This is a genomic window from Rhizobium sp. R635 (assembly GCF_002211285.1).
Lineage (GTDB): Bacteria > Pseudomonadota > Alphaproteobacteria > Rhizobiales > Rhizobiaceae > Rhizobium.
Map to the genome: position 1 here is coordinate 217,690 of NZ_LOKX01000032.1, position 25,841 is coordinate 243,530.

At 62.6% G+C, this 25,841-nt stretch carries 22 protein-coding genes; 15 read left to right on the plus strand and 7 right to left on the minus strand.

Annotated features, from left to right (window positions below; translation table 11 throughout):
* The first annotated feature begins 1 nt into the window (after position 1).
* Both ATY78_RS20575 and ATY78_RS20580 read left to right on the plus strand, forming a co-directional pair.
* Positions 2–670 (plus strand): response regulator, encoded by a 669-nt coding sequence (locus ATY78_RS20575; RefSeq protein WP_088684148.1) that lies wholly within the window; start codon positions 2–4, stop codon positions 668–670.
* A complete protein-coding gene (locus ATY78_RS20580; protein WP_088684149.1) occupies positions 660–2,060 on the plus strand; it encodes a sensor histidine kinase in 1,401 nt (466 codons plus the stop codon). Before ATY78_RS20575 ends, ATY78_RS20580 begins: the two co-directional genes overlap by 11 nt.
* A 246-nt stretch (positions 2,061–2,306) precedes the next feature.
* On the opposite strand, the gene ATY78_RS20585 is transcribed toward ATY78_RS20580, so the two are convergent.
* From ATY78_RS20585 to ATY78_RS20600, 4 genes are all read right to left on the minus strand, one after another.
* Positions 2,307–3,188 carry an ABC transporter permease gene (locus ATY78_RS20585; RefSeq protein WP_088684150.1) on the minus strand — a complete coding sequence of 294 codons (882 nt, stop codon included), beginning with the start codon at positions 3,186–3,188 and terminating at the stop codon, positions 2,307–2,309.
* A gap of 12 nt (positions 3,189–3,200) precedes the next feature.
* Positions 3,201–4,019, minus strand: a complete 819-nt coding sequence (locus ATY78_RS20590) for an ABC transporter ATP-binding protein (RefSeq protein WP_088684151.1) — start codon at positions 4,017–4,019, stop codon at positions 3,201–3,203.
* Positions 4,020–4,113: 94 nt separating this feature from the next.
* A complete protein-coding gene (locus ATY78_RS20595; RefSeq protein WP_088684152.1) occupies positions 4,114–5,127 on the minus strand; it encodes an ABC transporter substrate-binding protein in 1,014 nt (337 codons plus the stop codon).
* 273 nt (positions 5,128–5,400) lie between these two features.
* Positions 5,401–6,129 carry a FadR/GntR family transcriptional regulator gene (locus ATY78_RS20600; protein ID WP_088684287.1) on the minus strand — a complete coding sequence of 243 codons (729 nt, stop codon included), beginning with the start codon at positions 6,127–6,129 and terminating at the stop codon, positions 5,401–5,403.
* 206 nt (positions 6,130–6,335) lie between these two features.
* Here ATY78_RS20600 and ATY78_RS20605 point away from each other — a divergent pair, with 206 nt between their 5' ends.
* Entirely contained in the window at positions 6,336–6,521 is a 186-nt protein-coding gene (locus ATY78_RS20605) for a hypothetical protein (protein ID WP_088684288.1), read from the plus strand.
* A 10-nt stretch (positions 6,522–6,531) separates the two neighbouring features.
* Here the strand turns inward: ATY78_RS20605 and ATY78_RS20610 are convergent, their stop codons facing one another.
* Positions 6,532–7,539 carry a LacI family DNA-binding transcriptional regulator gene (locus ATY78_RS20610; protein ID WP_088684153.1) on the minus strand — a complete coding sequence of 336 codons (1,008 nt, stop codon included), beginning with the start codon at positions 7,537–7,539 and terminating at the stop codon, positions 6,532–6,534.
* Between the two features lie 206 nt (positions 7,540–7,745).
* On the opposite strand from ATY78_RS20610, the gene ATY78_RS20615 reads away from it, so the two are divergent.
* From ATY78_RS20615 to ATY78_RS20640, 6 genes are all read left to right on the plus strand, one after another.
* Entirely contained in the window at positions 7,746–9,065 is a 1,320-nt protein-coding gene (locus ATY78_RS20615; RefSeq protein ID WP_088684154.1) for an alpha-L-fucosidase, read from the plus strand.
* A 48-nt stretch (positions 9,066–9,113) separates the two neighbouring features.
* On the plus strand, positions 9,114–10,334 hold the full coding sequence (locus ATY78_RS20620) for a sugar ABC transporter substrate-binding protein (protein WP_088684155.1): 1,221 nt from the start codon (positions 9,114–9,116) through the stop codon (positions 10,332–10,334).
* 69 nt (positions 10,335–10,403) lie between these two features.
* Positions 10,404–11,330 (plus strand): sugar ABC transporter permease, encoded by a 927-nt coding sequence (locus ATY78_RS20625; RefSeq protein WP_088684156.1) that lies wholly within the window; start codon positions 10,404–10,406, stop codon positions 11,328–11,330.
* On the plus strand, positions 11,320–12,204 hold the full coding sequence (locus ATY78_RS20630) for a carbohydrate ABC transporter permease (RefSeq protein WP_088684157.1): 885 nt from the start codon (positions 11,320–11,322) through the stop codon (positions 12,202–12,204). Before ATY78_RS20625 ends, ATY78_RS20630 begins: the two co-directional genes overlap by 11 nt.
* A 199-nt stretch (positions 12,205–12,403) precedes the next feature.
* The gene (locus ATY78_RS20635) at positions 12,404–13,333 is read left to right on the plus strand and encodes a substrate-binding domain-containing protein (RefSeq protein WP_088684158.1); all 930 of its coding nucleotides are present in this window, start codon (positions 12,404–12,406) and stop codon (positions 13,331–13,333) included.
* A 16-nt stretch (positions 13,334–13,349) separates the two neighbouring features.
* Positions 13,350–15,494 (plus strand): methyl-accepting chemotaxis protein, encoded by a 2,145-nt coding sequence (locus ATY78_RS20640; RefSeq protein ID WP_088684159.1) that lies wholly within the window; start codon positions 13,350–13,352, stop codon positions 15,492–15,494.
* Positions 15,495–15,626: 132 nt separating this feature from the next.
* Here ATY78_RS20640 and ATY78_RS20645 read toward each other — a convergent pair whose 3' ends face one another.
* On the minus strand, positions 15,627–16,043 hold the full coding sequence (locus ATY78_RS20645; protein WP_245313609.1) for an MFS transporter: 417 nt from the start codon (positions 16,041–16,043) through the stop codon (positions 15,627–15,629).
* 171 nt (positions 16,044–16,214) lie between these two features.
* On the minus strand, positions 16,215–17,501 hold the full coding sequence (locus ATY78_RS20650; protein WP_088684160.1) for an ABC transporter substrate-binding protein: 1,287 nt from the start codon (positions 17,499–17,501) through the stop codon (positions 16,215–16,217).
* 191 nt (positions 17,502–17,692) lie between these two features.
* Here ATY78_RS20650 and ATY78_RS20655 point away from each other — a divergent pair, with 191 nt between their 5' ends.
* Genes ATY78_RS20655 through ATY78_RS20680 form a run of 6 tightly spaced genes read left to right on the plus strand, consistent with a single transcriptional unit; the run spans position 17,693 to position 25,818 of the window.
* Positions 17,693–20,215 carry a hypothetical protein gene (locus ATY78_RS20655; RefSeq protein ID WP_088684161.1) on the plus strand — a complete coding sequence of 841 codons (2,523 nt, stop codon included), beginning with the start codon at positions 17,693–17,695 and terminating at the stop codon, positions 20,213–20,215.
* A gap of 16 nt (positions 20,216–20,231) precedes the next feature.
* Positions 20,232–21,326 (plus strand): glycoside hydrolase family 88 protein, encoded by a 1,095-nt coding sequence (locus ATY78_RS20660; protein ID WP_088684162.1) that lies wholly within the window; start codon positions 20,232–20,234, stop codon positions 21,324–21,326.
* On the plus strand, positions 21,323–22,687 hold the full coding sequence (locus tag ATY78_RS20665) for a glycoside hydrolase family 28 protein (protein ID WP_088684163.1): 1,365 nt from the start codon (positions 21,323–21,325) through the stop codon (positions 22,685–22,687). Before ATY78_RS20660 ends, ATY78_RS20665 begins: the two co-directional genes overlap by 4 nt.
* Positions 22,675–23,781, plus strand: coding sequence for a sn-glycerol-3-phosphate ABC transporter ATP-binding protein UgpC (ugpC, locus tag ATY78_RS20670; protein WP_088684164.1), 1,107 nt, complete (start codon positions 22,675–22,677; stop codon positions 23,779–23,781). The genes ATY78_RS20665 and ugpC overlap by 13 nt, the downstream gene beginning before the upstream one ends.
* Before the next feature lie 2 nt (positions 23,782–23,783).
* Positions 23,784–24,770, plus strand: a complete 987-nt coding sequence (locus ATY78_RS20675; protein WP_088684165.1) for a sugar ABC transporter permease — start codon at positions 23,784–23,786, stop codon at positions 24,768–24,770.
* 1 nt (position 24,771) lies between these two features.
* Positions 24,772–25,818 carry a carbohydrate ABC transporter permease gene (locus ATY78_RS20680; protein ID WP_088684166.1) on the plus strand — a complete coding sequence of 349 codons (1,047 nt, stop codon included), beginning with the start codon at positions 24,772–24,774 and terminating at the stop codon, positions 25,816–25,818.
* Positions 25,819–25,841 lie beyond the last annotated feature (23 nt).

Sequence of the window (25,841 nt, forward strand, 5' to 3'; positions counted from 1 at the left end):
GATGAGACTGCTTGTAGTGGAGGACAACAAGGATCTGGCGGCTTGGCTGGGCAAAGCCCTGCGGCAGGCGCAGTACACTATCGACCTTGCCTATGACGGCGAGGATGCCGAACATCTGCTCAAGGTGGCGGAATATTCGGCGATGATCCTCGACCTTTCGTTGCCCAAACTTGACGGGCTGACGCTTTTGAAGCGGCTGAGGCAATCGGGAAACAAGCTGCCGGTCATCATCCTGACTGCGAATGCGAGCCTGGACGGCCGTGTGGCCGGGCTCGACAGCGGCGCCGATGACTATCTCGCCAAGCCCTTCGAAATCGCCGAACTCGAAGCGAGAATTCGCGCGGTCGTCCGCCGCGGCCAGGATCGGGCATCCTCGGAGATCACAGTCGGGAACCTGCGCTTTTCCGGCGGCACGCGGCAGTTCTTCGTCGAAGGTGAGCCGCTGCAGCTGACGCCGCGGGAATATGCCGTTCTCGAACAACTGGTCATGAAGCTCGGCACCACGGTCTCGAAAGCCGCCCTCTCCGAAAGCGTCTTCGGTTTCGACGACGAGGCCGATCCGAGCGCCATCGAAATCTATGTCCACCGGCTGCGCAAGAAGCTCGAGAACAGTTCGGTGCAGATCGCGACGCTGCGCGGGCTCGGCTATCTCCTCCGACATGTCCAATAGCGTCGTGACCAAGGCTGGGGGAACGATCGCGCGGCTCAGCCAGAGCCTGAGAGTACAATTGCTCTGCTGGGTGCTGCTGACGCTCTTCGGCGCGATCGCCTTCAATCTTTACGACAGTTTCTGGTCGGCCGACGCGACGGCAAAGCTGGTGACGGATCGAACGCTCCTCGCCTCCGCCCGCGTCATCGCCGAGGCGGTGCGTGTCGATGAAGGCGGCAATGTTCAGGTGGATGTGCCGCCGGCTGCGCTCGAGATGTTCGATACCGGCTTCGGCGACCGGGTCTTTTACAAGGTCATCACCGTCTGGGGCAATCTGGTGAGCGGCTTTCCCGATCTGCCGCTGCCGGCCGTCCAGCGCGTCGGTGAGGATCGCGCTTTCCACGGCGCCGATGTGCGCGTCCTGATGCTCGATCATCCGGTCGTCGGTCTTCCCAATGACGGCACGATCTCCGTGACCGTCGCCGTGACGCATAACAGCCAATATGCGATGCGAAGGCAGTTGTGGCTTTCGGATTTTTCGAAGCAGTTCGTGCTCGTCTTCCTTGCAAGCCTGGTGACCATCCTCGGGCTCCAGCGCGGCCTCGCGCCTGCTCTTAGGCTGCGGGACGCCGTGCGCCGGCGCGGGCGCAACCGTCTCGATCCGCTGCCGCCGAAGATGGTCCAGAGTGAGCTGCGTCCGCTCGTTCATGCGCTGAACGATTACATGGAGCGCGTCCAGAACCAGATGGCCGCGCAGCGGCGGTTCGTATCGAACGCGGCGCATCAGTTGAGGACGCCGCTCGCGCTGATTTCGACGCAGGCGAGCGTGGCGTCCCGCGAAGACGATGCCGCCCGCCGCGACGAGGCGCTTGCCGCGCTGCGCACCAGCACCCGGCAGATTTCGCGCCTCGCCAGCCAGCTTCTCACCTTGTCACGGGCCGAACCCGGCAGCCGCCGCCCGCGTAGCGATGCGACGGACCTCAGCAAGGCGGCCCGTGAGATCCTGGAAGCGCATGCAGAAGAGGCGCTTAGGCGCAACATCGATCTCGGTCTGGAGGCGGATGGCTCCGTCATCGTCGAAGGCGACGGGACGATGCTGCGCGAAATGCTGGTCAACCTCATCGACAATGCGATCCGCTACAGCAAAGCCGATGGGCGCGTGACCGTCGCCGTCGGCCAGGCGGACGGTCACGCCGTCGTCACCGTCGAAGACAATGGGCCGGGCATTCCAGAAGGCGAGCGCGAGCAGGTTTTCGAACGGTTCTACCGGATCATGGGGACGGAAAGCGAAGGGAGCGGCCTCGGGCTTGCGATCGTGCGCGAGGTCGTCGAAGGGGCCGGAGGTTCGGTTTCGCTTGGTGATGCGGAGGAGGGCGGTCTTATCGTGACGGTGAGACTTCCGCTTGCTTGAACCGGCGACGCATCAAATGAACAAAGGCCGGGGTATGGTGCCCGGCCGGAGTTTAATGACACTCCTCGCTCTCTACCCGGCGTCATCCTCGGCCTTGTGCCGAGGATCTGCTGCCCTATCAACCGGAGGCAGATGCTCGGCACAAGGCCGAGCATGACGAAAGAGAAGTTGGCCGACTTGCTTAACAAACAGAAGGCTGGGCATCGCGCCCAGCCTTCGCTTCGATCTGCCTTGGGAGGAGGCGGATTATTGCGTATCGAGGTGCTGCTGCGGGCGCCATTTCGCCAGGCGGTTCTCGATCAGCGTCATGATGTATTCGGCAAAAAGCGTGACCACCATGACGAGGAGGATGGCCGCGAACATGCCGGCGGCGTCGAAGGTGCCCTTCGCAATCGAGATCAACTGGCCGATGCCGAAGCGGGCGCCGACGAATTCGCCGACGATGGCGCCGATGATCGCAAAGCCGAAGGAGACGTGCAGGCTGGCGAATATCCAGCTCATCGCCGAGGGAATGACCACCGTGCGCGTTACCTGCCAGTCGGAAGCGCCGAGGATACGGGCGTTGGCGATCATGTTGCGGTCGGCTTCGCGCACGCCCTGGAAGGCGTTGGCGAAGACGACGAAGAACACCATGATGAAGGCGAGTGCGACCTTGGACGGCAGGCCGAGACCCATGATCATGATGAAGATCGGGGCCAGGACGACGCGGGGGATGGAGTTGATCGCCTTGATGTAGACGGAGAAGATGTCGGAGAGGAAGCGGTTGCGGCCGAGGCCGATGCCGACGAAGACGCCGGTGATCGAGCCGGCGAAGAAGCCGATCAGCGCCTCTTCCATCGTCACCCAGAGATTATACCAGAGCGACCCTTCGGTGGTGCCCTCGGTCGCCCATTCGTAGAGCCGCTCGATGACGCCGCTCGGGCTCGAATAGAAGAACGGGTCGATCCATTGCATGTTGGAGGAGAGCTCCCACATGCCGATCACGAAGACCAGGATGGCGATCTGCCAGAAGCGCACCAGCGTGTTGCGCCGGCGTATCGCCTTCATTGCGGAGGCTTCGATCTCGGCATCCGACGTGCCCGGACGAAACAGGGTGGCCGAACCGGCCTCGAAAGTCGTGTTTGCCATGATATCCTCCCGTCAGGCCGCTTCGCTTGCGCGGCGGTAGCTGGTTTCGACCTCTTCGCGCAGGTCCTCCCAGATGGTCTTGCAATAGTCGATGAAGCTCTGTTCGTAGCGGATCTCCGACACGACGCGCGGGCGCGGAAGATCGATCGGATAGACCGACTTGACCGTGGCTGGGCCGGCGGTGAGCACATAGACCTTGTCGGCAAGCGCCACGGCCTCTTCGAGATCGTGGGTGACGAACACCACGGACGCCTTGCGTTCTGCCCAGAGCTTCAGCAGCTCTTCGTGCATGACCGTGCGGGTCTGCACGTCGAGCGCCGAAAAGGGCTCGTCCATCAGCAGGATTTCCGGTTCGTTGATGAAGGTCTGCGCCAGGGAGACACGCTTGCGCATGCCGCCGGAAAGCTGATGGGGATAGTGATGGAGAAACTTCGACAGGCCGACACGGGCCAGCCAGTCGCGGGCGCTCTGTTCCGCCTCGGCGCGGGACTTGCCGCGGAACAGCGGACCGGCCATGACGTTGTCGATCACGTTCTTCCAGGGAAAGAGCGCATCGGTCTGAAACGCGAAGCCGACACGCGGGTCGATGCCGGTGATCGGCCCGCCCATCAGGCGGACTTCGCCGGCACTCGGGCGGGCAAGCCCCGTCACGAGGTTGAGCGTCGTCGACTTGCCGCAGCCGGTGGGGCCGACGACGGCGACGAACTCGCCTCGGGCGACCGTCATGTTGAAATCGCGCAGCGCCGTCAGCGACTTTCCGGTCGGCGAGACGAAGCGCCGGCTGACATTGATCAGCTCGATCGCCGGGGTCTGTTTGTTGTCCTGTTGCATGGTGATACCTGAGGCGTGCTTAAGGGCGCGCACGCAATGCCCGTGATCGAACGGACGCCGCTTCCGCTCGGGAGCCGGAAGCGGCGTGGCGGCCTCACTTGACGTTCTTGACGAACTCGGTCGTGTAGGTCTTGGAAAGGTCGATCTGCTTGCCCTTGACGTTCTTGGAGAACTCCGAGAGCACGGCAAGCACGGTCTGCGGACCGTCTTCCGGCATCACGCCGTCAGGCGTGAACATGCCCTTGCCCTCGTCGAGCGCCTTGACGTAGCCGTCCTTGTCGCCGACGTAGAAATCCTTCGGCATCTTGTCGGCAATCTCGGCGGCGGAATGCGTATTGATGTACTTCAGCGTCTTGACGAAGGCGTTGGCGAGTTTCTGTGCCTCGTCCTTATGTTCCTCCACCCAGGACGTTTCCATATAGAGCGAGGCCGCCGGATAGGTGCCGCCGAGCGCCTTGCGGGTCGCTTCGACGGTGCGCATGTCGACGAGAACGCTCGCTTCACCCGTCTTGATCATCCGCGAGATCGTCGGCTCCGTCGTCATGCCGGCCTGAATCTGATCCTGCTGCATGGCGGCGATGAAGGTGCCGCCGGCGCCGACTGGAATGGTGACGACGTCGCCGGGCTTGAGGCCGGCCTTTGAGGCCATGAAGAGGGTGAGGAAGTTGGTGGAGGAGCCGAGACCGGTGACGCCGAGGCTCTTGCCCTTGAAGTCGGCGGGCGACTTGATCTCGGGATGCTTGCTCGAAACCATCTCGACCTCGCCCGGCGCCTGGCTGAACTGGACGATGGATTCGACGAACTTGCCCTTGGCCTGCAGGTCTACACAGTGGTCATAGAAGCCGACGACACCCTGCACGGCGCCTGCAAGGAGCTGGTTTTCGGCGTCGACGCCAGCCGCTTCGTTCAGCAGCTCGACATCGAGACCTTCCTCTTTGAAGTAGCCCAGGGATTCGGCGAGCTTGGCCGGCAGATAGATCTGCTTCTCATAGCCGCCGACCATGATGGTGATCTTGTCGGCCGCGCTGGCGGCGCTCGCCGTGAATGATGCTGCAGCGAAAAGCGCGGAAAGAGCGACGGTGTGAAAAAGGCTGCGTGAAGAACGCATTGATATCTCCTCCTGATGGTTTACCCGCATCGTCGTCTCGTCACCTTGACCCGTGTCTCCTCCACGATGCTGCCCTTTCCTAAGACGTCGAAGCTTTCAACTAGCTTTCAGCCGCAGACAGGTTAACAGCCCGTCCATGCATCACGCCGATATGGCTGCGGACGTCCCTTACAATAGACGGGGCTGGGCAATCGGCCAGCAGATTTGCTCGCGGCGGCCGGGATAGCGGTTCGTCTGGTGATGTCTGCAAAGCTGCAGCGCTTTGCGCCAGCCTCAGCTCGTAAAGCTTCGCAGATCCTTCAGCAGGTTGCGATACCGAGCCTGGCTGCCCACCAAATGCTCACGCATGGCGTTGCGGGCCGCCTGATCGTCCCTGTCGGAGATCGCTACGATGATCGCTTCATGTTCCCGGTGTATGAGCTTGCGGTAGGCGGTCTGTTCGGCCGTCCTCGTTTCCGGGACGACCCGCGATTGCGGGATGATCGCCGAGCCCTGGGCCTCGAGGAAGTGCTTGAACAGCGGATTGTTCGTCGCCTCGGCGATGGCGACATGGAGTTCGAGATCCGCCTCGCGGATAGACTGGTCGGTCTCGATGCAACGGAGGATTTTCCGGTGGCATTCGAAGATCGCTTCCTCCTGCGCCGGCGAGCGGCGCAGCGCGGCGAGCCCCGCCGCCTCGATTTCGACAGGGGTGCGGATCTCCAGCACTTCCAGATCGGAGGCGACGCGGGCCTTGTCGACTTTCCGGCCCGACAGCGCCGGGTCGGGGCTGATCACGAAAATGCCCGCGCCCTGGCGCACCTCGACCAGCCCGTCGGAGCGAAGGGCTGCCACCGCTTCGCGCACCACGGTCCGGCTGACGCTGTGCGTCTCGGTCAGTTCATGCTCGCTCGGAAGCTTGTCGCCGGCGGCGTACTGGCCGCTGAGGATCGCTTGGCGAAGGCTTTCGCCGACCTGTGAAACCAGCGACCCCGAACCCCTGCTGCGATCCTTCCCCTGAATAGCCACGCCTCGACCCCCGCATCGGCTTCGATCCGGACGCCGAACCTGCGACATTCCGAAATTACGATTCATCACACATGTATGACAAATCTTGCGCGCTTTCAATGGATGCGCGGTTGCGGCGCTTGCCGATTTTGGCGGTAGGGCGGCGCCGTCATGAATATAAGTTATTCGCTATGATTGCGATGGTCGATAAGGGAGCTTCGATGGAAACCACAATCCCGACTGAACATGTTCCGCTGCCGCTTGCTCAGGAGAAGCGTCGGAGTTTGACCCTTGAGGCACTGGTTGATGTGGACGAGGGCAGGACTGTCGATCACGGGTTGATGCGAGCATGGGCTGATAGCCTCGATGATGATCGGCCTCTTCCCTTGCCTCGTGAGGAAGTTTAGGCAAGCGCCTTTACAGCCGCCTTGTCGACTCTCCACGCACGAATCTCGGCGTCAGGATGAAATCCTGCGGCGGCTCGGCGGCGGCCTCGGGGGTTGCGATCCTGGCAAGCAGGCGCTGTGCGGCCAGTTCGCCGAGTTTCTGCGCATCCTGCACGACCATGGTGATGCGCGGCGTGATGACGTTGCTCCAGGGCACGTCGTCGACCATTGCCAGCGAGACGTCGTCGGGACAGCGGAAGCCCATCTCCTGCATCACCTGCAGGGTTGCCAGTCCCGTCATATTGTTGGCGCCGATGATGGCGGTCGGCCGGTCGCGGCGGGTGAGCAGGCGCATCGCCTGCGTATGGCCGCCGCTCCTGGTGTAGCCGCCCTCGACCACCAGCGAAGGATCGACGTCGACGCCGGCGCCGGCCATCGTGTCCATGAAACCTTTCAGGCGCTCGTCGGCGGTGTGCAGGCCGCTCGGACCTGATATGAAGGCGATACGCCGGTGGCCGAGCTGCAGCAGGTGCTCGGTCAGGATCGTCGTCGTCAAAGGATTGTCGGAGCCGACGAAATCGCGCTCGGCGCCCTCTACCTTCTGGTCGAACATGACGATCGGCGTCTTGAACTCGCGCAGGAAGGTTGCGTATTCCGCGCCGCGCCCGTTTGCCGCCAAGGCGATGCCGGCGATCTTCTGCGCCTGCAGCCGCTCCAGGAGCGCCCGTTCGAGATCGGCCCTGCCGGAGGAGTCGGCGATCAGCACGAAATAGCCGTGGTCGAGCGCCTGGTGCTCGATCTCGCGGCGGATGTCGCCGAAGAACATGTTGCCGAGATTGGCCGAGACGAAGCCGATCAGCGAGCTGCGCCCGCGCGCCAGCGTCTGGGCTACCGGATCGATGCGGTAGCCGGTCGATTGTATCGCCTGCTGGATGCGGTCGAGCGTCTCGGCGCCGACCCGCTTCGGGCTGTTGAGCGCGAGCGAGACGGTCGAGATCGAAACCCCCGCCAGGCGCGCGACATCTCGTATGGTCGTCATGTCTATCGAACCGGTTCTAAAGCTTTCTTTTGTCAGATTTTATTCGCCGTTGCAACAGAACTTGGCTAAATGCCTACTTCTGAGCCGGCTATTTCGAAGTTTTCGAATTGCGAATTTCGGCTTGACAGGGGATGGATCAAGGAGGATGTTCGCTTACCGAACCGGTTCGACATGACGTTAAACCGGAAAACAGGGAGGAGAAACCTGTGACGAGTTCGGAACGCCTGCCGGAAAATCCGGTATCGGGAGCGGGCAAACACGCCTGGTTCAGCCATGATCGCCTCGGCATGTTCATCCATTGGGGCCTTTATGCGCTTGGAGCCCGGCACGAGTGGTTGAAGAACCGCGAAGAGCTGACTGACGACCACTATCAGCGCTATTTCGAGAATTTTGATCCCGATCTCTACGATCCCAAGGAGTGGGCGCGCCGCGCACGTCTTGCCGGCATGAAATATGTCGTGGTGACGACCAAGCATCACGAGGGCTTCTGCCTCTGGGACAGCAAGGTCACCGATTACAAGGCGCCGAACACGCCCTGCGGCAAGGACCTGCTGACGCCGCTCGTCGAAGCCTTCCGCGCCGAGGGGCTGAAGATCGGCTTCTATTATTCGCTGCTCGACTGGCACCATCCCGATTTCCCGATCGACGTCCACCATCCCTTGCGCAACCATCTGCAAGCCGAGGCGCTGAACGCCGGCCGCAACATCGCCAATTACGCCGCCTATATGCGCGAACAGGTGCGCGAGCTCCTGACCGGCTTCGGCCGCATCGACATCATCTGGTTCGATTTCAGTTATCCCCGCCGCGAATATCGCGGCCTGCCCGGCAAGGGGCGCGCCGATTGGGAAAGCGAACGACTGCTTGCGCTGGTGCGCGAGTTGCAGCCCGAAATCATCGTCAACAACCGCCTCGACCTGCCACCCGGCACACTGCCCGACGTGACGACGCCGGAGCAATATACGCCGCGCGTGGCGCCGGCTCTTGCGAGCCAGGGCGTGCTCTGGGAAGCCTGCCACACCTTCAGCGGCTCCTGGGGCTATCATCGCGACGAGGAGAGCTGGAAGAGCCCGGAACAGATCATCCAGCTGCTCATCGATTCCGTCGCGCTCGGCGGCAACCTGCTGATGAATGTCGGCCCGACCGGCCGCGGCACCTTCGATAAACGCGCCATCGCCGCGCTCGAGGTCTACCAGAACTGGATGGAGGTCAATGCACGCTCCATCTACGGCGCCGGTCCGTCCCAACTTCCCGCGCCGGCCGGCTGCCGCTACACCCAGCGCGGCAACCGCCTCTACCTGCATGTCTATAACTGGCCCTACCGCCACATCCATATCGAAGGACTCGCCGACAGGATCGCCTATGCGCAATTCCTGCATGACGCCAGCGAAGTTCGCTGGCTCGGCCATACCGGGGATGTGGATTCCAATATCGGCGTGATGGTGCCGGAAGGCATGATCACGCTCGAACTGCCGGTCCGGCGACCCGACGTTACCGTCCCGGTGATCGAGATCGTCCTCAAGGCGTAGTCGATCGCACCTGCGTGTCCATTGCGTTCATGGAGGGAGGAGAAACCCATGAAGGTTCTGAAGAAGACGCTTATGCTTGCCGCAATCGGCGGCAGCCTTTTTGCCACAGCCGCATCGGCCGAACAGGTCAACCTGACTTGGCAGATGTGGACCGGTTCCGACGCCGATACCAAAGGCTGGCAGCACCTGGCCGACATGGTGACCGCCAAATATCCCGATATCAAGGTGACGCTGACGACGACGGGCTGGGTCGATTACTGGACGCGGCTGCCGGTGCTGGCGGCCTCGGGCCAGCTTGCCGACATCGTGTCCATGCAGTCGCTGCGCATGCCGAATTTCTATTCGCTGCTCGAACCGCTGAACGACCGGATCGCGGCAGACAAGTTCGACGTCGGCGCCTTCACGCCCTCGATCATCGGCGGCATGTCTGTCGACAAGCAGCTCTACGGCCTGCCTTATGACGTCGGTCCGTGGGTCATCTACTATAACCAGGACGCGCTCGAAGCCGCCGGCATTCCGCTGCCGAAACCGGGCTGGACGCTCGCCGAATTTACCGATGCCGCCAAGAAGCTGACGAAAGACGGCCAGTACGGCTTCGGCATCACCCCGCAGAACTATTCGGTCCTGGCCTCGGCCTGGGGCGACAAATACGTCAATGATGCCGGCGAGCTCGACCTTACCAATCCGAGCGCCATTGCCGCTGCCGAGAGGGTGATCGGCTTTGCCGCCAAGGACAAGGTCGCGCCGCTGGTGCCGTCAAGCGCCGATGCCGGCACGGTCATCCAGGGCCGCTTCTATTCTGGCAATGTCGCCATGTATGTCGATGGTCCGTGGTCGATCATCGGCATGAAGGACAAGGTCAAGTTCAAAGTCGGTTCCACCACCCTGCCGCGCGGAGAGGGAGAGCTGACGGCCGTCACGGCGGGCTCCGGTTTCGGCATCGCCACGACGAGCAAGAACAAGGATGCGGCCTGGAAGGCGATCCAGGTGCTGACCAGCCCGGAGGCGCTGCAATATCTCGCCGAACAGGGCCGGGCGCTCCCGGCGCGCACGGCCTCGCAATCCTCCTGGTACAAGGTGGCGGCCAAGGACATCACCAATGGCGGCGAGGCGCTGGATTATTCGCTGGCGCATTCGGTGCCCTATGTCATCACCAACAATTGGGCGGCGGTGGAAAATCTCTTCAACCAGTATTTCCCGCCCGCCTTCGGCGGCAGCGCCGACGCCAAGCAGACGATGGAGTCCATCCAGAGCCTCGCGCAGCAATAGAGCGCCTGCGCGTCCGGCAGGGCGCGCTCGCTTTCGCCGCGGCAGGAGTTGCCGCGCACGGAGGAAGACATGTCGGAAGGCGCCGTTGCCGAAATCGCCATTCAGCCCGATCAGCCGCGGCGCTTCCTGAAGCCCGAGACGCAGACGGCCATGCTGTTCCTGCTGCCGAGTTTCCTCGGTTTCATGGTCTTCATGGCCCTGCCGATCGTTGCGTCGCTGGCGCTTTCCTTCACCAACTGGCAGCTGATCTCGACGCCGTCTTTCGTCGGCTTTCAGAATTACATCAAGCTCTTCACCGTCGATCCGGCCTTCTATACGATATTGAACAATACGCTGTTCTTCGCGGTCGAGTATCTGGCCGTGAATATCATCGTTTCGCTGACGCTCGCGGTCTGGATATCGAGCCTCAAGCGCGGCAAGGCGATCTTCCGGGTGATCTTCTTCCTGCCGACCTTTACCCCGACGATTGCAGCCTCCGTGGTGTGGCTGCTGATCTTCACGCCGGACGGGCTCGCCGACAGCGTCATCCGTTCGCTCGGCCTCGGCCTGCCGAACTTCCTACTGAGTTCGAGCTGGGCCATGCAGGCGGTCGTGCTCGTCACGCTCTGGGCCAATGTCGGCTACAACGTGGTGATGTTCAACGCCGCGCTCGACCTGGTGCCGAAGCATTATCTCGAAGCGGCGATGATCGACGGCGCCGGTCCCTGGCGGCGCTTCTGGCGCATCCGTCTGCCGCTCATCTCGCCGACGGTCTTCTTCGCCACCGTGATGACGGCCATCACCTCGCTGCAGGTCTTCGACGAGATCTTCGCCATGACGCGCGGCGGCCCCGGTTCGGCGACGGCGACGCTCGGCTTCGCCATCTACCAGAAGGGCTTCACCAATTTCCAGATGGGCTATGCCTCGGCGCTTGCCTGGGTGATGTTCGTCATGATCATGGGGCTCACCATCCTGCAGTTCCACATGCAGCGCAAATGGGTGCATTATGACGAATAAGCCGGCCTCACGGCATCCGCACTCCCTGTCGCAGAGCCGGTATCGCATCCTGCGGCGGATCGGCGCCTTCGTCAGCTATGCCGGGCTTTCGCTGATCGCGCTGCTCTTCCTCTTTCCCTTCTTCTGGATGGTGTCGAACGCGGTGCGCTCCAATACCGAGGTGATGGCCGTGCCGGTCCGCATCCTGCCCGAGGAATATCAGTGGGGCAATTTCGTCGAGGCGCTGGTGTCTCTGCCCTTCGGCATCTTCCTGCTGAACTCCCTCGTCGTCGCCTGCGGCGTGACCGCGATCGTCATCGTGGTCTCCTGCCTGTCGGCCTATGCTTTCGCTAGGTTGAGGTTCCCCGGCCGTGAAGGACTGCTGCTCACCTATCTCAGCACGCTGATGATCCCGCAGGTGATGCTGGTCATCCCGCTCTTCCTCGTCGTCAGCAAGCTCGGCTGGATCAACACCTATCACGGCATGATCCTGCCGGTCGCCTTCTCCTCCTTCGGCACCTTCCTGCTGCGCCAGTTCATCCTCGGCATTCCCAAGGATCTCGACGAGGCGGCGATGATGGATGGGGCCTCGCGCCTGCGCATCCTGGTCAGGGTCATCGTTCCGCTCGCCATGCCGGCGATCGGCCTGCTCGCGCTCTTTACCTTCATAGCGCAGTGGAAGAGCTTCCTCTGGCCGCTGATCGCCACCAGCGGGCTCGATAAGGCCACGCTGCCGCTCGGTCTCACCCTGTTCCAGACGCAGCAGGGCACCGCCTGGAATTACATCATGGCGGGCGCCACCATCTCCATGGTGCCGGGCGTCATTCTCGCCATCGTGCTGCAGAGGGTGATCTACAAGGGCATCAGCGTCGGCTCCGGTTTTGGCGGGCGCTAATTCTTATCAAAACAAAGACCTAAGCCCGTTGCATCAAGTCGAATGCGATGTCTTTCAAGTCCGGCCGAGGCCCTTCGAAGAGACGCTCGCGCTGCTGCGAGATCATATCCCCGCGCTTAACTTTCGTGTCCGGCCGAAAAGTAAAATTTAACCAAGATTTGAAATAACGCGTTCATATTCGAATTGCGCAGGGGAATTCATGAAAACGGCCACGCTTGCATCCATCGCTCTGGCGATATCGGTCTCTGTCGCCAATGCGCAGACGATCGGGGTTTCGATGACCAATCTCGACAAGTTCAGAGAGATGCTGGTGAACGGCGTCGTCTCGCACGGGAAGACGATATCAGGGCTCAAGCTCGTCACCGAGAATGCCAATGGCGACAATGAGCTGCAGAAGAAGCAGGTTCAGCAGTTCGTCGCCGACAAGGTCGATGCCATTATCATGATGCTGTCTGATGGCGATCTCGGGCCGCAAATGACCAAGATCGCAGCGGATGCCGGCATTCCGCTTGTTTACATCAACACGACGCCCTCCAATCTCCTGGACTTGCCGGACAATCAGGTTGTCGTCGCCTCCGATGAGAAAGACTCCGGTACGCTGGAGACGAAGCAAGTATGCTCTCTCCTCAAGGGCAAGGGCCGCGTCGTCGTGCTGATGGGGGAGGTCTTCCATGTGGCCGCCCGCACCCGCACCCAGGACATATTGGATGTCATCGCGACGCCGCAATGCAAAGGTCTTGAGATCGTCGAGCAGCAAGCGGCCTATTGGTCGCGCGATTATGCGGATCAGCAGATGCAGGAATGGCTGGCGGCCGGCGTCAAGTTCGACGCCGTCATCGCCAACAACGACGAGATGGCGCTCGGTGCGATCCGCGCCATGAAGAAAGCCAATATCCCGATGAAGGACGTCGTCGTCGCCGGCGTCGATGCGACCGACGATGCGCTTGCCGCAATGGTGGCGGGCGATCTCGACGTGACCATTCTCCAGAGCGCAGTGGGGCAGGGTGCAGCCGCTGTCGAAGCCGCCGTCAAGCTGATCAACAAGGAGAAGGTGCCGCGCGAAAACAACGTTCCCTTCGAACTCGTGACGCCTGAAAACCTTTCCAAATACCTGCCGAAGAGCCAGTGAGCATAAGAGGCCTATAATGTTGCATTTCTGGAATAAATTCGGCATTCGCGCGCAGATCACCTCGGGCTTCGTGCCGCTGATCCTGCTGATGAGCCTGCTCACCGTCAGCGCGATCTCCGGCATGAACGGGCTTGCCGCCATCTTCGCCTCCTATCGCGCCACGGCAGGCCAGAGCCTCGCCATCTCCGATTACAGCGACCAGCTGCACGAGATCCAGATGTCGGCGGAAGCCTTCCGCTCCACGCCGACGCAGGCTGTCGTCGACGGTTTCCGCGCCGGCGTGAAGGCCTTCGAGGCGGACGATCCGCGTTTTGCCGACAACAAGGAACTGCAGGCCGGCCTTGCGATGATCCGCCAGGATATCGCCGCCTACGGCAAGGCCTTCGAACAGATCGTCACCCTTCAGGGGCGGCGCGACCTGCTGATCTCCAAGGTCACTGAATTCGGCCCCTGGACCAGCATCGCACTCAACGACGTCATGCGCAGCGCCTGGCGCCAGAACGACGTGGCCCTGCTGCACACGACGGCGGAAACGCTGGAGGCCCTGAACCGCAGCCTTTATTTCTCCGAGCGCTTCGTGCATTCGGACGATTTTGCCGCCTATGACACGGCGCAGGCAGCGCTTGCCCAGGCCGTGGCGCTAAACGACGCCGCCGCCAAGGCTGCCAAGAACGAGTTGCAGAAGAAGCGCCTGATGGGCGCCGGCCAGCTCATGCAGAATTACACCGCGCGCCTCGGCGATATGAAGGACGTGTTGCAGACCTCCGGCAATATCCGCCAGACGCAGCTCAACGTCTTGGCGCCGAAGATCGCAGGCGAGTTCAAGGATCTGCAGGCGACCGTGACCGGCGCGCAGAAAAACCTCGATGGTTCGGTCGAAGCAACGGTCGCTTCCGCGACCAGCACGACACTCGTCATCAGCGGCCTGCTGATCGTCATCGGCCTCGTGCTCTCCTATTTCGTCGGCCGGCTGATTTCCTCCGCAGTTCGCGGCATGGCGCAGTCCATGGAGCGGCTTGCCCGCGGCGAGGAGTCGATCGTAATCACCGGCGTCGAACACCGTCATGAACTCGGCGCCATGGCGCGTTCGCTGAAGGTCTTCCAGGAGACCGGCCGCGCCAAGCTGATCGCCGAAGCCAATGCCGAACGGGCGCGTCTGGCCGCCGAAGAAGAGCGGCTGCGCCAGGAGGCCGAGCGCCTCAGCGATGCGCAGGTGATGGAGCATGCCTTCCACCAGATTTCGCTCGGCCTCGACGCGCTCTCGAAGGGCGATCTCTCGGTCCGCGTCGGCGACGTCGACCATCGCTATGTCCGGATCCGCGATCACTTCAACAGCTCGGTCGCAAGCCTTGAGGAAGCGATCGATTCGGTCATCCGTGCGGTCACCACCATCCGCTCCGGCCTTGCGGAAATCTCCACCGCTTCCAACGATCTTGCCCGCCGCACCGAGCAGCAGGCCGCTTCGCTGGAGGAAACCGTCGCGGCACTCGGCGACGTCACCCGCGGCGTCAACGGCACGGCGGAGGGCGCCAGCCGCGCCCAGGCCGTCGTGGCGACGGCCCGCACCAATGCCGAAAAGGGCGGAGAGATCGTTTCGCGCGCCATCGCGGCGATGACGGAAATCCAGAATTCGTCGTCGAAGATCGGCAACATCATCAGCGTCATCGACGAAATCGCTTTCCAGACCAACCTGCTGGCGCTGAATGCCGGCGTCGAAGCCGCGCGTGCCGGCGAGGCGGGCAAGGGCTTCGCCGTCGTCGCCCAGGAAGTCCGCGAGCTTGCCCAGCGCTCGGCCAATGCGGCGCGGGAGATCAAGCAACTGATCTCGACCTCCTCGATGCAGGTCAAGACGGGCGTCGAACTGGTCGGCGAATCCGGCGTCTCGCTCGAACAGATCGTCGAGCACGTCACCGCGATGAACGCGACCGTCGCCGAGATCGCGGTAGCTGCCCGCGAGCAGGCGACCAGCCTGCGCGAGGTCTCGGCCGCCGGCGACCAGATGGACAAGGTGACGCAGCAGAACGCCGCGATGGTCGAAGAGACCACGGCCGCCGCCCAGAGCCTGACGCAGGAAACCGAAAGCCTCGCCGAACTGCTGCGCCGCTTCAAGACGGGCAGCCGCCGCGCCTCGGAGCAGCGGTATTACGCGATGGCGTCCTGATGTCTATCGGCGCAAAACTGAATTGCGGTTTTGGGCACGGGATATGAAACAGAGATCTGAGGCGCGCCGCCATGCTGCGCGCCTCAGGCATTTTTGGCAGACAAAGGTGCGACGCCTGTCCCTCGTCGCCCCTCACAACAAGCGCCAGGCGATGACGCGGATCAGCGAAAGCGAGGCCGGCAGGAGAAGTGCGGAGCCGAAGCCGGTCAATGCCCTTGCTCCAATGATAAACGCCGTCGTCGGAGCGAAGGCGCAGCCGAGGCTCGCGAGCGTGAAGAGCATGCAGCCGGCGACGAATAGCCGGCGCCGGCCGTAGAGATCGGCGAACAGGCCGCCGCTGATGAGAAACGAGGCGTAGATCAGGTTATAGGCATCCACCACCCATTGCAGTTCGGCGACGGAAGCCTTGAGGTCGAGGCCTATGGGCTGAACCGCCAGATTGACGACAGACGTGTCAACCTGCGCCACGATCACGCCGAGGCAGAGAATGGCGAGGGCGGCAGGGTTCAGGTCCGGGCGGGAACTGGTGTTTCGTTCGATGATATTCATGACGCTACCTTTCCTCGGCGGAATGTAGCGTCTTCAGGTCATCGACAATTCGAAACGGGTCGAAGTGTCGGAAGCGGCGGTTTGAGCATCGCCCACAAAACGATCAGCCACGGCCCGTTGCGAGGTCGTGGCTGATGCAGCGCGCAATCTGTGGGAGACAGGCGCGGCCGGTTACTTGTTGGCGGCGAGCGCCACGTTGACCTTTTCGACGTCGGCGCTCATGGCCTTGAAGGTGTCTTCGAGGGAGAGTTCGCCGACGATCAGCTGGCTCATTCGCTGGACGATGAGCTGATAGATGGCGGACGATCCCTTGAGGCGTTCCAGGTCACGGGCTGCCTTCGGGGCGCTGTTGCGGGCAGCGAGGAAGACGGCCATGGCATCCTTGGCGTTCTTGCTCTCGAGCTTGTACTGCGGATCCTTGATGTCGGCGCCGGTCAGGATGACGTAGTTTTCGGCGATTTCACGCTGGATCTTTTCAGAGCCGAGGAACTCGATGAAAGCAGCGACTGCTTCCGGATGCTTGGTGCGCTTGAAGCCGACGATCGCGGTGCCGCCCGGCATCGCATAGCAGCCGGCTTCGCCGCAGGGCGCGCTGATCGCGGTCCAGTCGAAGGCATCGGCGATCTTCTTCTGGAACGGATTGACCATCCAGTTGCCGGCAAGATAGGTCACGACATTGCCGTTGACGAACTCGTCACCCATGTTCTTGTACTGGGTTCCGCCGGCAGCACCCCACATTTCCTTGGGGAAAGAGCCGTCCTTGGTCCAGTTGTAGAGATCGGTGATGTAGCGCTTGGCGGCATCGTCGGGGAACGAGAACTTGCCGTCCTTGACGTAGTTCGAACCGTAGGAGAAGGCAGCGCCCGAGAAGCGATGGCCCGAGCGGTCCATCGTGAAGGGGATCTGCGCGCCGGTCGCCTTGGCGACGCGGGCGGAGGCTTCGACGATGTCCTTCAGCGTGGCTGTGGGCTGCGGAAGCGGTTCCTTGGCCTGCTCGAAGAGCGTCTTGTTGACGAAGGGCAGGTTGAAGGTCTGCGACGCGACATAGCCGTTGATCGAGTTCGGATCATTGACGCCGGGGAAGCGAAGCGTGTTCAGGCTGTCGCCGTGCAGCTTGGCGAAACCATCCGGATCCTTCATCAGCGGGCGCATGTCGAGATAATAAGGCGCCAGCTGCCAGTCGGTGATCTTGGCAACGTCAGGGCCTTCGCCGATGGCAAGCTGCACCGGCAGCTGCTTGGCGACGGCATCATAGCCCGACGAAACGAAATTCACCTTGATATCGGGATGCGCCGTCTCGAATTCCTTGCTGAGCGCTTCCATCCGCTCGACGTAAGCCTGGTCGTCGTCGGTAAAGAGAAAGGTGATCGTCTGGGTTTCCGCCGTGGCCGCGCTGGACCATGCGAAAGAAACGGTGGCAAGCGCCAGTGCGAAAGCCCCTGATAGATACGTTTTCATTTTCATCCTCCCATGAAAACATTTTCATCACTCGCGGCCTCAGCCATCGATAAGTGAATTTCATATACTTGACATTCGTTCCGTCAAGCTATTTTCTAAGCGAATAGCGATGTTTTTGAGCAATTTTCAAAAATCACGCACCAAAATAACCTAATGAAAATATTTTCATTGGATTGCGGAGGAGGCGATCTGTGAAAACGGAAAGCATCAAGCAGCCGGACGACATGGCGCCAGCCTATGGCGTGGGCCAGGGGCAGACGATCACGGCATGGGCCGTGTCCACCCTCATCGCGCGTTATTTTCCAGGCGAGCCGGCGCCGGCCGAAGACCGTGTGAACTACCGTTTCATCAACGGTTTCGTCGATGTCGGCGACCTGCCGTGCCGCAAGGCCTTCTGGTCCACCATGGTCGGCCGCGAGCTGGCGCCCGATACATCCTGGCAAACCGAAAGCCTCTATCTTCCCGGCTCGAACCGCCGCGTCGAGTTCACCAGCTTCTGGCATGTGCCGACACATGTCAGGAAATGGCTGAAAGGTACGTTCAGGACGGAAGCGCCGCGCACGCTCAATCTCGCGCTCAAGACCTGCGGCGGCGTTCGCATATGGGTCAACGGGCAGGAGGCGGTGCGCTTCGAGCCCTTCAAGCGCAATGTCGAGAGCGCAACCGAGATAGCTTTGGCGCTCGAAGCAGGCGACAACGAGATTCTCGTGCATACCGAGGATCTTGCCGAGCGCGACACGACCTGGTTCTTCGAGCTCGAAATGCTGGACGAGGAGCCGCTCTGCGTGCTGCTGCCGGTATCGCTGGATCAGGATGAGGTGCGGGAGCTGGAAGCGCTTTCGCGCGGCGTGCGCCCGGCCCGCGACGTCTTCGTCAAAGAGCCGCTGGAGATCATCTTCGATACGGCGCCCGAGCGCGACCTGCCGGTGGAGCTCGAGGTGGTCGGCCATGGTCACGAGCGGCCGGTTCTCGCCCATGCGAAACTGACCCTCCGCGCCGGCCAGAACCGGCTGACGGCCGACGATGTCTGCGCCATTGCCGACGGTTATCACGGCATCCATATGACGATCGGCTCCGGGACGGACTCGGTCACCCGCGTCATCGATGCCGCCTTCATGAGCAGCATCTCGCCATTGCCGGCAGAGGCATCGCTTGCCGCCCGCAAGCGGCAGGCGCTGGAATACAGCGCCCGCTTCGGCGCCAACCGCGCCGGCCGCCTGATCGCCATGATGGAAACCGGCTACGACGACCGGGAGAGCTTTGACCGCATCGTCGATGCGACGCTCGCTTCCATCGATGCGCGAGAGGATTGCTCGGATTTCATCATGGTGCCGCTCCTTTGGCTGCTCGGAGCCTATGGCGACCGCATGCCCAAGGCCACGGTCGACCGCATCCGCCATTCCGTCCTTTCCTACCGCTACTGGGTCGACGAGCCGGGCAATGACGCGATGTGGTTCTGGAGCGAGAACCATGTGCTCTGCTTCCATACCAGCCAGCTCCTGGCCGGACTTCTGCTGCCCGACGGGCTGTTTTCGGCTTCGGGGCGCACGGGAAGGCAGCAGGCGGAACTCGCCGTCGAGCGCCTCGGGCGCTGGTTCGACAGCGTCGAGGCCCATGGCCTGGCGGAGTGGAACTCGGCCGCCTATTACCCGATCGATTTCATCGGCCTGCTGGCGCTGGAGCGCTGGGCGGAGAGCGGGATCGCCGATCGCGCCCGCGGCCAGATCGATCTCATCTTCCGCATGATCGCCCTTCATACGCTTGCCGGCGTTCCGGCCGGATCGCAGGGCCGCGCCTATGACAAGGAACTGCGCGCCGGCCCGCTGACCGAGCTTGCGCCCTTCGCTCAGGTCGCCTTCGGCACGGGCTGGCTCAACAACGGCGTGGCGGCGCTGACCATGTTCTGCGCCGGCGATTATGAGCCGCCGGCCGATCTCGCCGAGCTTGCTTGCCTTTCGCGGGGAAGAAGCGTCGAGGCGCGCTACAGCCAGGGGCTGGAGAGCGGCAAGCTGGTGCTCTTCAAGAACGAGGCCGCGCAGCTTTCGACCGTCGTCGATCACAAGACCGGCCGGAAGGGGCATCAGCAGCACGTTCTGGATATCCGGCTCGCCGGCCATCCGATGGCGAGGCTCTGGGTCAACCATCCCGGCGAAGACGACCCGTGGGGCAATCAGCGGCCGTCCTATTGGGCCGGCAACGGCATCCTGCCGCGTGTCGCCCAGCATCGCGACGTCGCCCTTTTCATCGAGGACACCGGCGATGCACGGCATGCCTGGACGCACGCCTATATCGGCCGCGACGGTCTCGACGATCTGATCGTCGAGGACAAATGGCTGATCGCCCGGTCGGGCCGGGGATTTGCCGCCCTCTGGGCCTCGAACGGCCTGGAGCTGATCACCGACGGGCCGACCGCCGGCCGCGAGGCGCGCTCGCATGGGGCGCTCTGCGGCTGGGCGGCCATCGCAGGCTGCGGCAATGACGATGCTTTCAAGGCCTTCATCGAGCGCCTGTGCCAGACGGCGGTGTCCTTCGATCCCGCGCTTCGGCGTCTTTCCCTGACGCCGCCGGGCGGTCCGGCGATCGCTCTTTCCTATGCCGACGGTCTTTCGATCGCCGGTCAGCCCCGGCCGTTCACGCATGATCAGCCGCACCCGATCCTCACCCACGACAGCGCCACGTCCCAAGCCGGCGCTGACGGGCCGTTCTACTCCTAAAACATAGGTCTCCAGCATGAACACAGCATCTGTCGACAACGCCGCTCTCCTGACGACGATCGATCGCGTGGCGACGGCTTTCAGCCGGCTCAGGGGCATCAAGGAAGGTCTCGTGACGGACAATGCCGCCTCCGGCATCCAGTTCGACGAATGGGACTGGGAAGTCGGCGTCGGCCTTTACGGATTCCTGCGCCGCGCGATCTCCGCCAACGACCAGAAGGCGCTGCAGGAGCTCGTCGCCTGGTACAGCGCCCAGATCGAGCGCGGTATTCCGCCGCGCCAGATCAACAGCACGGCGCCGATGCTGCCGCTCGCCATCCTCGTCCAGCATGTCGACCGTCCCGATTTTCGCGCCCTCGTCGAGGACTGGGCCGACTGGCTCATCAAGGAATTGCCGAAGACCGAGGACGGCGGCTTCCAGCACGTCTGCAAGGAGCGCGTCAACGACGGCGAATTGTGGGACGATACGCTGTTCATGGCCTGCCTCTTCCTCGCCCAGGCCGGCGTGCTCTGCGAGCGCCAAGACTGGATCGACGAGGCCGTCTATCAGTTCGTGCTCCACACCCGCTATCTCTCCGATCCGGTGAGCGGCCTCTGGTATCACGGCTGGACCTTCAACGGCCGGCACAATTTCGCCAATGCCTTCTGGGCGCGCGGCAATGCCTGGATCACGGTCGCCATCCCCGAGCTCTTCGATCTCGTTCCGACGCTCGGCGAGAAGGACCGGCGCTTCCTGTCGAACGTCCTCGTCAGCCAGGTGCGCTCCTTGAAGGCGTATCAGCGGCCGGACGGCATGTTCACGACGCTTCTGGACGATCCGTCCTCGCCGCTCGAAACCTCGGCAACCGCTGGCATCGCCTATGGCATGCTGCGCGCCATCGATGCTGGCATTCTCGACGAGAGCGACAGGGTTCATGCGGAGCGCGCGCTCAAGGCCGTGATGGCTGAGATTGACGACGAAGGCGTCGTCCACGGCGTCTCGGACGGCACGCCGATGGGTCATGACCTCGATTTCTACCGGCAAATCCCGAACCTGCCGACGCCTTACGGCCAGGCGCTGACCATGCTGCTGCTGACGGAAGTCCTGATCAAAGGCGGCCGCCGCCAATGAGCGCCACCTCCCTCGTCACGATCGAGGCGCTCGACGGCGACAATACCGACCGTCTGCAAGCCGAGATCGACAGCCTTTCGGCGTCCGGCGGCGGGCGCCTGGAGCTCCTGGCGGGCATCCACCTCTGCCGGGGGCTCCGGCTGCGATCCGGCGTCGATCTGCATCTTGCCGCCGGCGCGATCCTGCGTCCCGTTCCCGACTATGCCGCTTATCTCAATACGACGGTTTCGGTGATCGCCGAGAAATCGGACCGCGGCATGATCGTCGCGAGGGACGCGCGGCGGATCAGCCTGACGGGGGAAGGGCGCATCGAAGCCGGCTGCGAGAGCTTCATCATTGGCGATGACGAGATGGTGGGAACCTTCATCCCGGCCGAGTTTCGTCCCCGCGTCGTCGTCTTCGAAGGCTGCGACGAAGTCGAGATCAATTCCATCCATGTCAGCCGCTCGCCGATGTGGACGCTGCATTTCGTCGACTGCACCGATGTCGTCGTTCGGAACGTCACCATCGAGAACGACCGCCGCCTTCCCAATACGGACGGCATCGTGCTCGATGCCTGCCGCGGCGCCGTCATCGAGGATTGCAACATCTCGACGGCCGACGACGGCATTTGCCTGAAGACCAGCATCGGTCCTCAAGGGGTCGCCATCGGCCGATGCGAGAACATTCTCGTGCGCCGCTGCTCCGTCCAGAGCTTGAGCTGTGCGCTGAAGATCGGCACGGAAACGCATGGCGACGTTACCAACATCGTGTTCGAGGATTGCAACGTCTCCTCCTCCAACCGGGCGCTCGGCATCTTTTCCCGCGATGGCGGCCGGATCTCGAATGTGAGGTTTTCGAGGATTGCGGTCGAGTGCCGCGAAACGCTGGATGGCTTCTGGGGCTCGGGGGAGGCGCTGACAGTCAACGTCGTCGACCGTGTCGCCGAACGGCCCGCGGGCGCGATCGAAAATCTCATCGTCGAGGATATAACCGGGCGCATGGAGGGGGCGATCACCGTCATCGCCGCCGCACCATCGGGAATCCGCAACATATGGCTGAGGCGCGTCGCCATCGACCAGCAGCCCGGCGAACTCGGCACCGGGCAATCCTACGACCTGCGCCCGACGAATGCCGATCTCGCCCCCAAGGCTGAGGGCGGCGGGCGCGCCAATGCCTGGACCCGCGGCTCGGACGGGCGGGTGATCGGTCTCGAGCGCTATCCCGGAGGAATGCCGGCCATCTACGTGGCCGGCGTCAAGGGGATACTGATGAACGAGGTGCGGATGACCAGGCCGACACCGCTGCCGCAAGGCTGGAACAAAAACGACACCGTCTTCGAAACGGCGGCATCTGATGGGAGTGAGGCATGGCAGAACTGAAACTTTCCACCGTCAACAAGGCGTACGGCACGGTCAAGGTCCTGCATGACGTCGAACTCGACATCAAGGACGGCGAATTCGTCGTTTTCGTCGGCCCTTCCGGATGCGGCAAGTCGACCCTGCTGCGCGTCATCGCCGGCCTCGAAGAGGTGACGGAGGGCAAGATCGCGATCGGCGGGCGCGACGTCAGCGCGCTCTCGCCGGCCGAGCGCAAGATCGCCATGGTCTTCCAGTCCTATGCGCTCTATCCGCATATGAGCGTGCGCAAGAACCTCGCCTTCGGCCTTGAAAACCTGAAGTTCAAGCGCGCCGAGATCGAGGCGCGGATCGCCGAAGCCGCCAGGATGCTGGCGATCGAACCCTATCTCGACCGGCGCCCGAAGCAGCTTTCGGGCGGCCAGCGCCAGCGCGTGGCGATCGGCCGGGCGATCGTGCGCGAACCGGACATCTTCCTCTTCGACGAGCCGCTGTCGAACCTCGACGCGGCGCTGCGCGTCCAGACCCGCGCCGAGATCACCAAGCTCCATCGCGAAATCAAGACGACGATGATCTATGTCACGCACGACCAGGTCGAGGCGATGACCATGGCCGACAAGATCGTCGTGCTTCGCGCCGGGCGGGTCGAGCAGGTCGGCGCGCCGCTCGAACTCTTCGATCACCCGCGCAATCTCTTCGTCGCCGGCTTCCTCGGCTCGCCGCGCATGAACATCATCAAGGGCAAGGTCGCAGCCATCACGGAAAGCGGCATCGCCGTCGATGTCGCCAACGGCGGCAGGATCGTCAGCGATGTCGATCCCGCCGGCATTGCCGTGGGGCAGGAGGTTCTCGCCGGCATAAGGCCCGCGCATTTCTCGCGCTCCAGCGGTCAGGGCCTGCCGTTCGTGGTGCAGTATCACGAGGGCCTGGGCACCGAGACCTATGTCTATGGCAATCTCGAAGGACAGGACGAGCAGATCATCATCCATGAGGCCGGCCATTTCGCGCCCGTTCAGGGCGACCGGCTGGTGATCGATGCCGATCCGGCTCGGGTTCATCTGTTCGATCCCAAAAGCGAACTTGCTTTTGCCCGTCGGTCGGGACAGGGGAGGCGCTGACCATGGCAGCTGGTGCATTGCTCTCCCAGGCGGGTGAAACGGCGATGAGGGTGGTCGAGGCTCCGATGAATGCGTTCGAGCGCATCTTCGGCCGCAAGCGCATGCCCTGGATGTTCCTGGCGCCGAACCTCGTTCTCTTCGCCATCTTCACGTTCCTTCCGATTGCGATCGCGGTCGGCTACGCCTTCACCGGCGGCACCAATCTCTTCGTCTCGGAGCGGCCCTTCGTCGGTTTCGACAATTTCCGCGCCCTGCTTTCCTGCGGCAATTATTTGCAGCCGGGAACCTGCCAGGAATCCCTGTTCTGGACGGCCGTCTGGAACACGCTCTGGTTCGTGGCGTGCAATGTCGTCGCCACGTTGCTGGTGGCGCTGATCACGGCGCTGATCCTCAATCGGGCGATCTTCGCGCGCGGCTTCTTCCGCGCGATGTTCTTCTATCCCGTTCTCCTGTCGCCCGTCGTCATCGGCCTGATCTGGAAATGGTTCCTCGACCGCAACGGGCTCTTGAACGCCTTCTTCCAGATGCTCGGGGTGCCCCCGGAGATCTTCCTGCTCGACGTTGGCTGGTCGCGTTTCTTCGTGGTCGTGGTGTCGGTCTGGTTCCACATGGGCTTTTACACCCTGATCCTGCTCGCCGGCCTGCAGGCGATCCCTAGGGAACTCTACGAAGCCGCCTCCATCGACGCCGCTTCGCCGCGCCGCACCCTGTTCAGGATCACGCTGCCCCTGCTGGCGCCGAACCTGCTCGTCGTATTCATCCTTCTGATGATCAAGTCCGTGCAGATCTTTGACGAGGCTTGGGTTCTGACCAACGGCGGCGGTCCGGGCACGGCCAACAGCTTCATCGTTCAATATATCTACCAGATGGCGTTCAGCAGCGATCTGCGCCTCTTCGGCCTCGCTTCCGCCGCATCGGTTCTCATGGGGCTGGTGCTTCTGGTTCTCACCCTCATACAGCTGCGCTTGGGCAAGCGAATGGAGTCCTGAGATGAACCCGATCAGCTTTCTCTCGCGCACGCGCCGGGCCGGACGCATCGACATAACCGACATATTGTCATGGGTCTGGCTGATCGGCGGCACGCTCGCCGTGCTCGTTCCTGTCGTCTGGGCCGGCCTCTCCTCGCTGAAGCCGGCGGCCGAGATCACCCGCTTCCCGCCGACGCTGCTTCCCCGCGCCGCCGTGGAACAGACGGTGCCGGGCTTCGACAAGCCGCTCAGCCTCTGGCAGGTGACTGTCGACGGTCAGTCGCGCGAAATGGCCATGGTCAGGCGCATCGGCCTCAAGGCGCAGATGGTCGATCCGGCAAATCCCGGACCGCCGGTCAGCGTCGACGTGAAGGGGATCACGCCGGTGCAGCACATGACCGTCGCCACCGAAAACTACACCGACCCGCTGACGCGCTTCAACTTCCTGACCTTCCTCAAGAACTCGGTGTTCGTCACCGTGGTCGCGACGCTTCTGACGCTGATCGTCAATGCCATGGCGGCCTTTGCGCTGTCGAAATACAAATTTCGCGGCGATACGACGGTTTTCGTCATCATCATTTCGACGCTGATGATCCCGCTCGCCGTCGTCATGGTGCCGGCCTATCTCGTCATCGTCGGGGTCGGGCTTGCAGACAATCTCTGGGGCGTCATCCTGCCGACGATCGCCTCTCCGACCGCCGTCTTCCTGCTGCGGCAATATATGCTGACCATCCCCGACGAACTGATAGAGGCGGCGCGCGTCGATGCGGCGAGCGAATTCTGCATCTTCTGGCGCATCATCCTGCCGCTGACGGCGCCGGCGCTTGCGGTTTTGGCGATCTTCTCGGTGCTCTGGCGGTGGAACGACTTCCTGTGGCCGCTCATCGTCCTCAACAGCCGCGAGAACTTCACTTTGCAGGTTGGTCTCAACGCATTCCAGGGCGAATTCTCTGTGCAGTGGCACTATATCCTGGCGATGACCTTCCTCAGCCTGCTGCCGGTGACCGTCGTGTTCCTGTTCCTGCAGAAATACATCACGACAGGCATTGCCGGAACGGGGATGAAGTGACCGAAGCTGGCGCATGATCCCGT

Excerpts from the sequence above, each read along its gene's own strand:
- ATY78_RS20575 (WP_088684148.1), top strand. The coding sequence starts at position 2 with ATGAGACTGCTTGTAGTGGAGGACAACAAGGATCTGGCGGCTTGGCTG.
- ATY78_RS20580 (WP_088684149.1), top strand. The coding sequence starts at position 660 with ATGTCCAATAGCGTCGTGACCAAGGCTGGGGGAACGATCGCGCGGCTC.
- ATY78_RS20585 (WP_088684150.1), bottom strand. The coding sequence starts at position 3,188 with ATGGCAAACACGACTTTCGAGGCCGGTTCGGCCACCCTGTTTCGTCCG.
- ATY78_RS20590 (WP_088684151.1), bottom strand. The coding sequence starts at position 4,019 with ATGCAACAGGACAACAAACAGACCCCGGCGATCGAGCTGATCAATGTC.
- ATY78_RS20595 (WP_088684152.1), bottom strand. The coding sequence starts at position 5,127 with ATGCGTTCTTCACGCAGCCTTTTTCACACCGTCGCTCTTTCCGCGCTT.
- ATY78_RS20605 (WP_088684288.1), top strand. The coding sequence starts at position 6,336 with ATGGAAACCACAATCCCGACTGAACATGTTCCGCTGCCGCTTGCTCAG.
- ATY78_RS20610 (WP_088684153.1), bottom strand. The coding sequence starts at position 7,539 with ATGACGACCATACGAGATGTCGCGCGCCTGGCGGGGGTTTCGATCTCG.
- ATY78_RS20620 (WP_088684155.1), top strand. The coding sequence starts at position 9,114 with ATGAAGGTTCTGAAGAAGACGCTTATGCTTGCCGCAATCGGCGGCAGC.
- ATY78_RS20625 (WP_088684156.1), top strand. The coding sequence starts at position 10,404 with ATGTCGGAAGGCGCCGTTGCCGAAATCGCCATTCAGCCCGATCAGCCG.
- ATY78_RS20630 (WP_088684157.1), top strand. The coding sequence starts at position 11,320 with ATGACGAATAAGCCGGCCTCACGGCATCCGCACTCCCTGTCGCAGAGC.
- ATY78_RS20635 (WP_088684158.1), top strand. The coding sequence starts at position 12,404 with ATGAAAACGGCCACGCTTGCATCCATCGCTCTGGCGATATCGGTCTCT.
- ATY78_RS20640 (WP_088684159.1), top strand. The coding sequence starts at position 13,350 with ATGTTGCATTTCTGGAATAAATTCGGCATTCGCGCGCAGATCACCTCG.
- ATY78_RS20645 (WP_245313609.1), bottom strand. The coding sequence starts at position 16,043 with ATGAATATCATCGAACGAAACACCAGTTCCCGCCCGGACCTGAACCCT.
- ATY78_RS20650 (WP_088684160.1), bottom strand. The coding sequence starts at position 17,501 with ATGAAAACGTATCTATCAGGGGCTTTCGCACTGGCGCTTGCCACCGTT.
- ATY78_RS20660 (WP_088684162.1), top strand. The coding sequence starts at position 20,232 with ATGAACACAGCATCTGTCGACAACGCCGCTCTCCTGACGACGATCGAT.
- ATY78_RS20665 (WP_088684163.1), top strand. The coding sequence starts at position 21,323 with ATGAGCGCCACCTCCCTCGTCACGATCGAGGCGCTCGACGGCGACAAT.
- ugpC (WP_088684164.1), top strand. The coding sequence starts at position 22,675 with ATGGCAGAACTGAAACTTTCCACCGTCAACAAGGCGTACGGCACGGTC.
- ATY78_RS20675 (WP_088684165.1), top strand. The coding sequence starts at position 23,784 with ATGGCAGCTGGTGCATTGCTCTCCCAGGCGGGTGAAACGGCGATGAGG.
- ATY78_RS20680 (WP_088684166.1), top strand. The coding sequence starts at position 24,772 with ATGAACCCGATCAGCTTTCTCTCGCGCACGCGCCGGGCCGGACGCATC.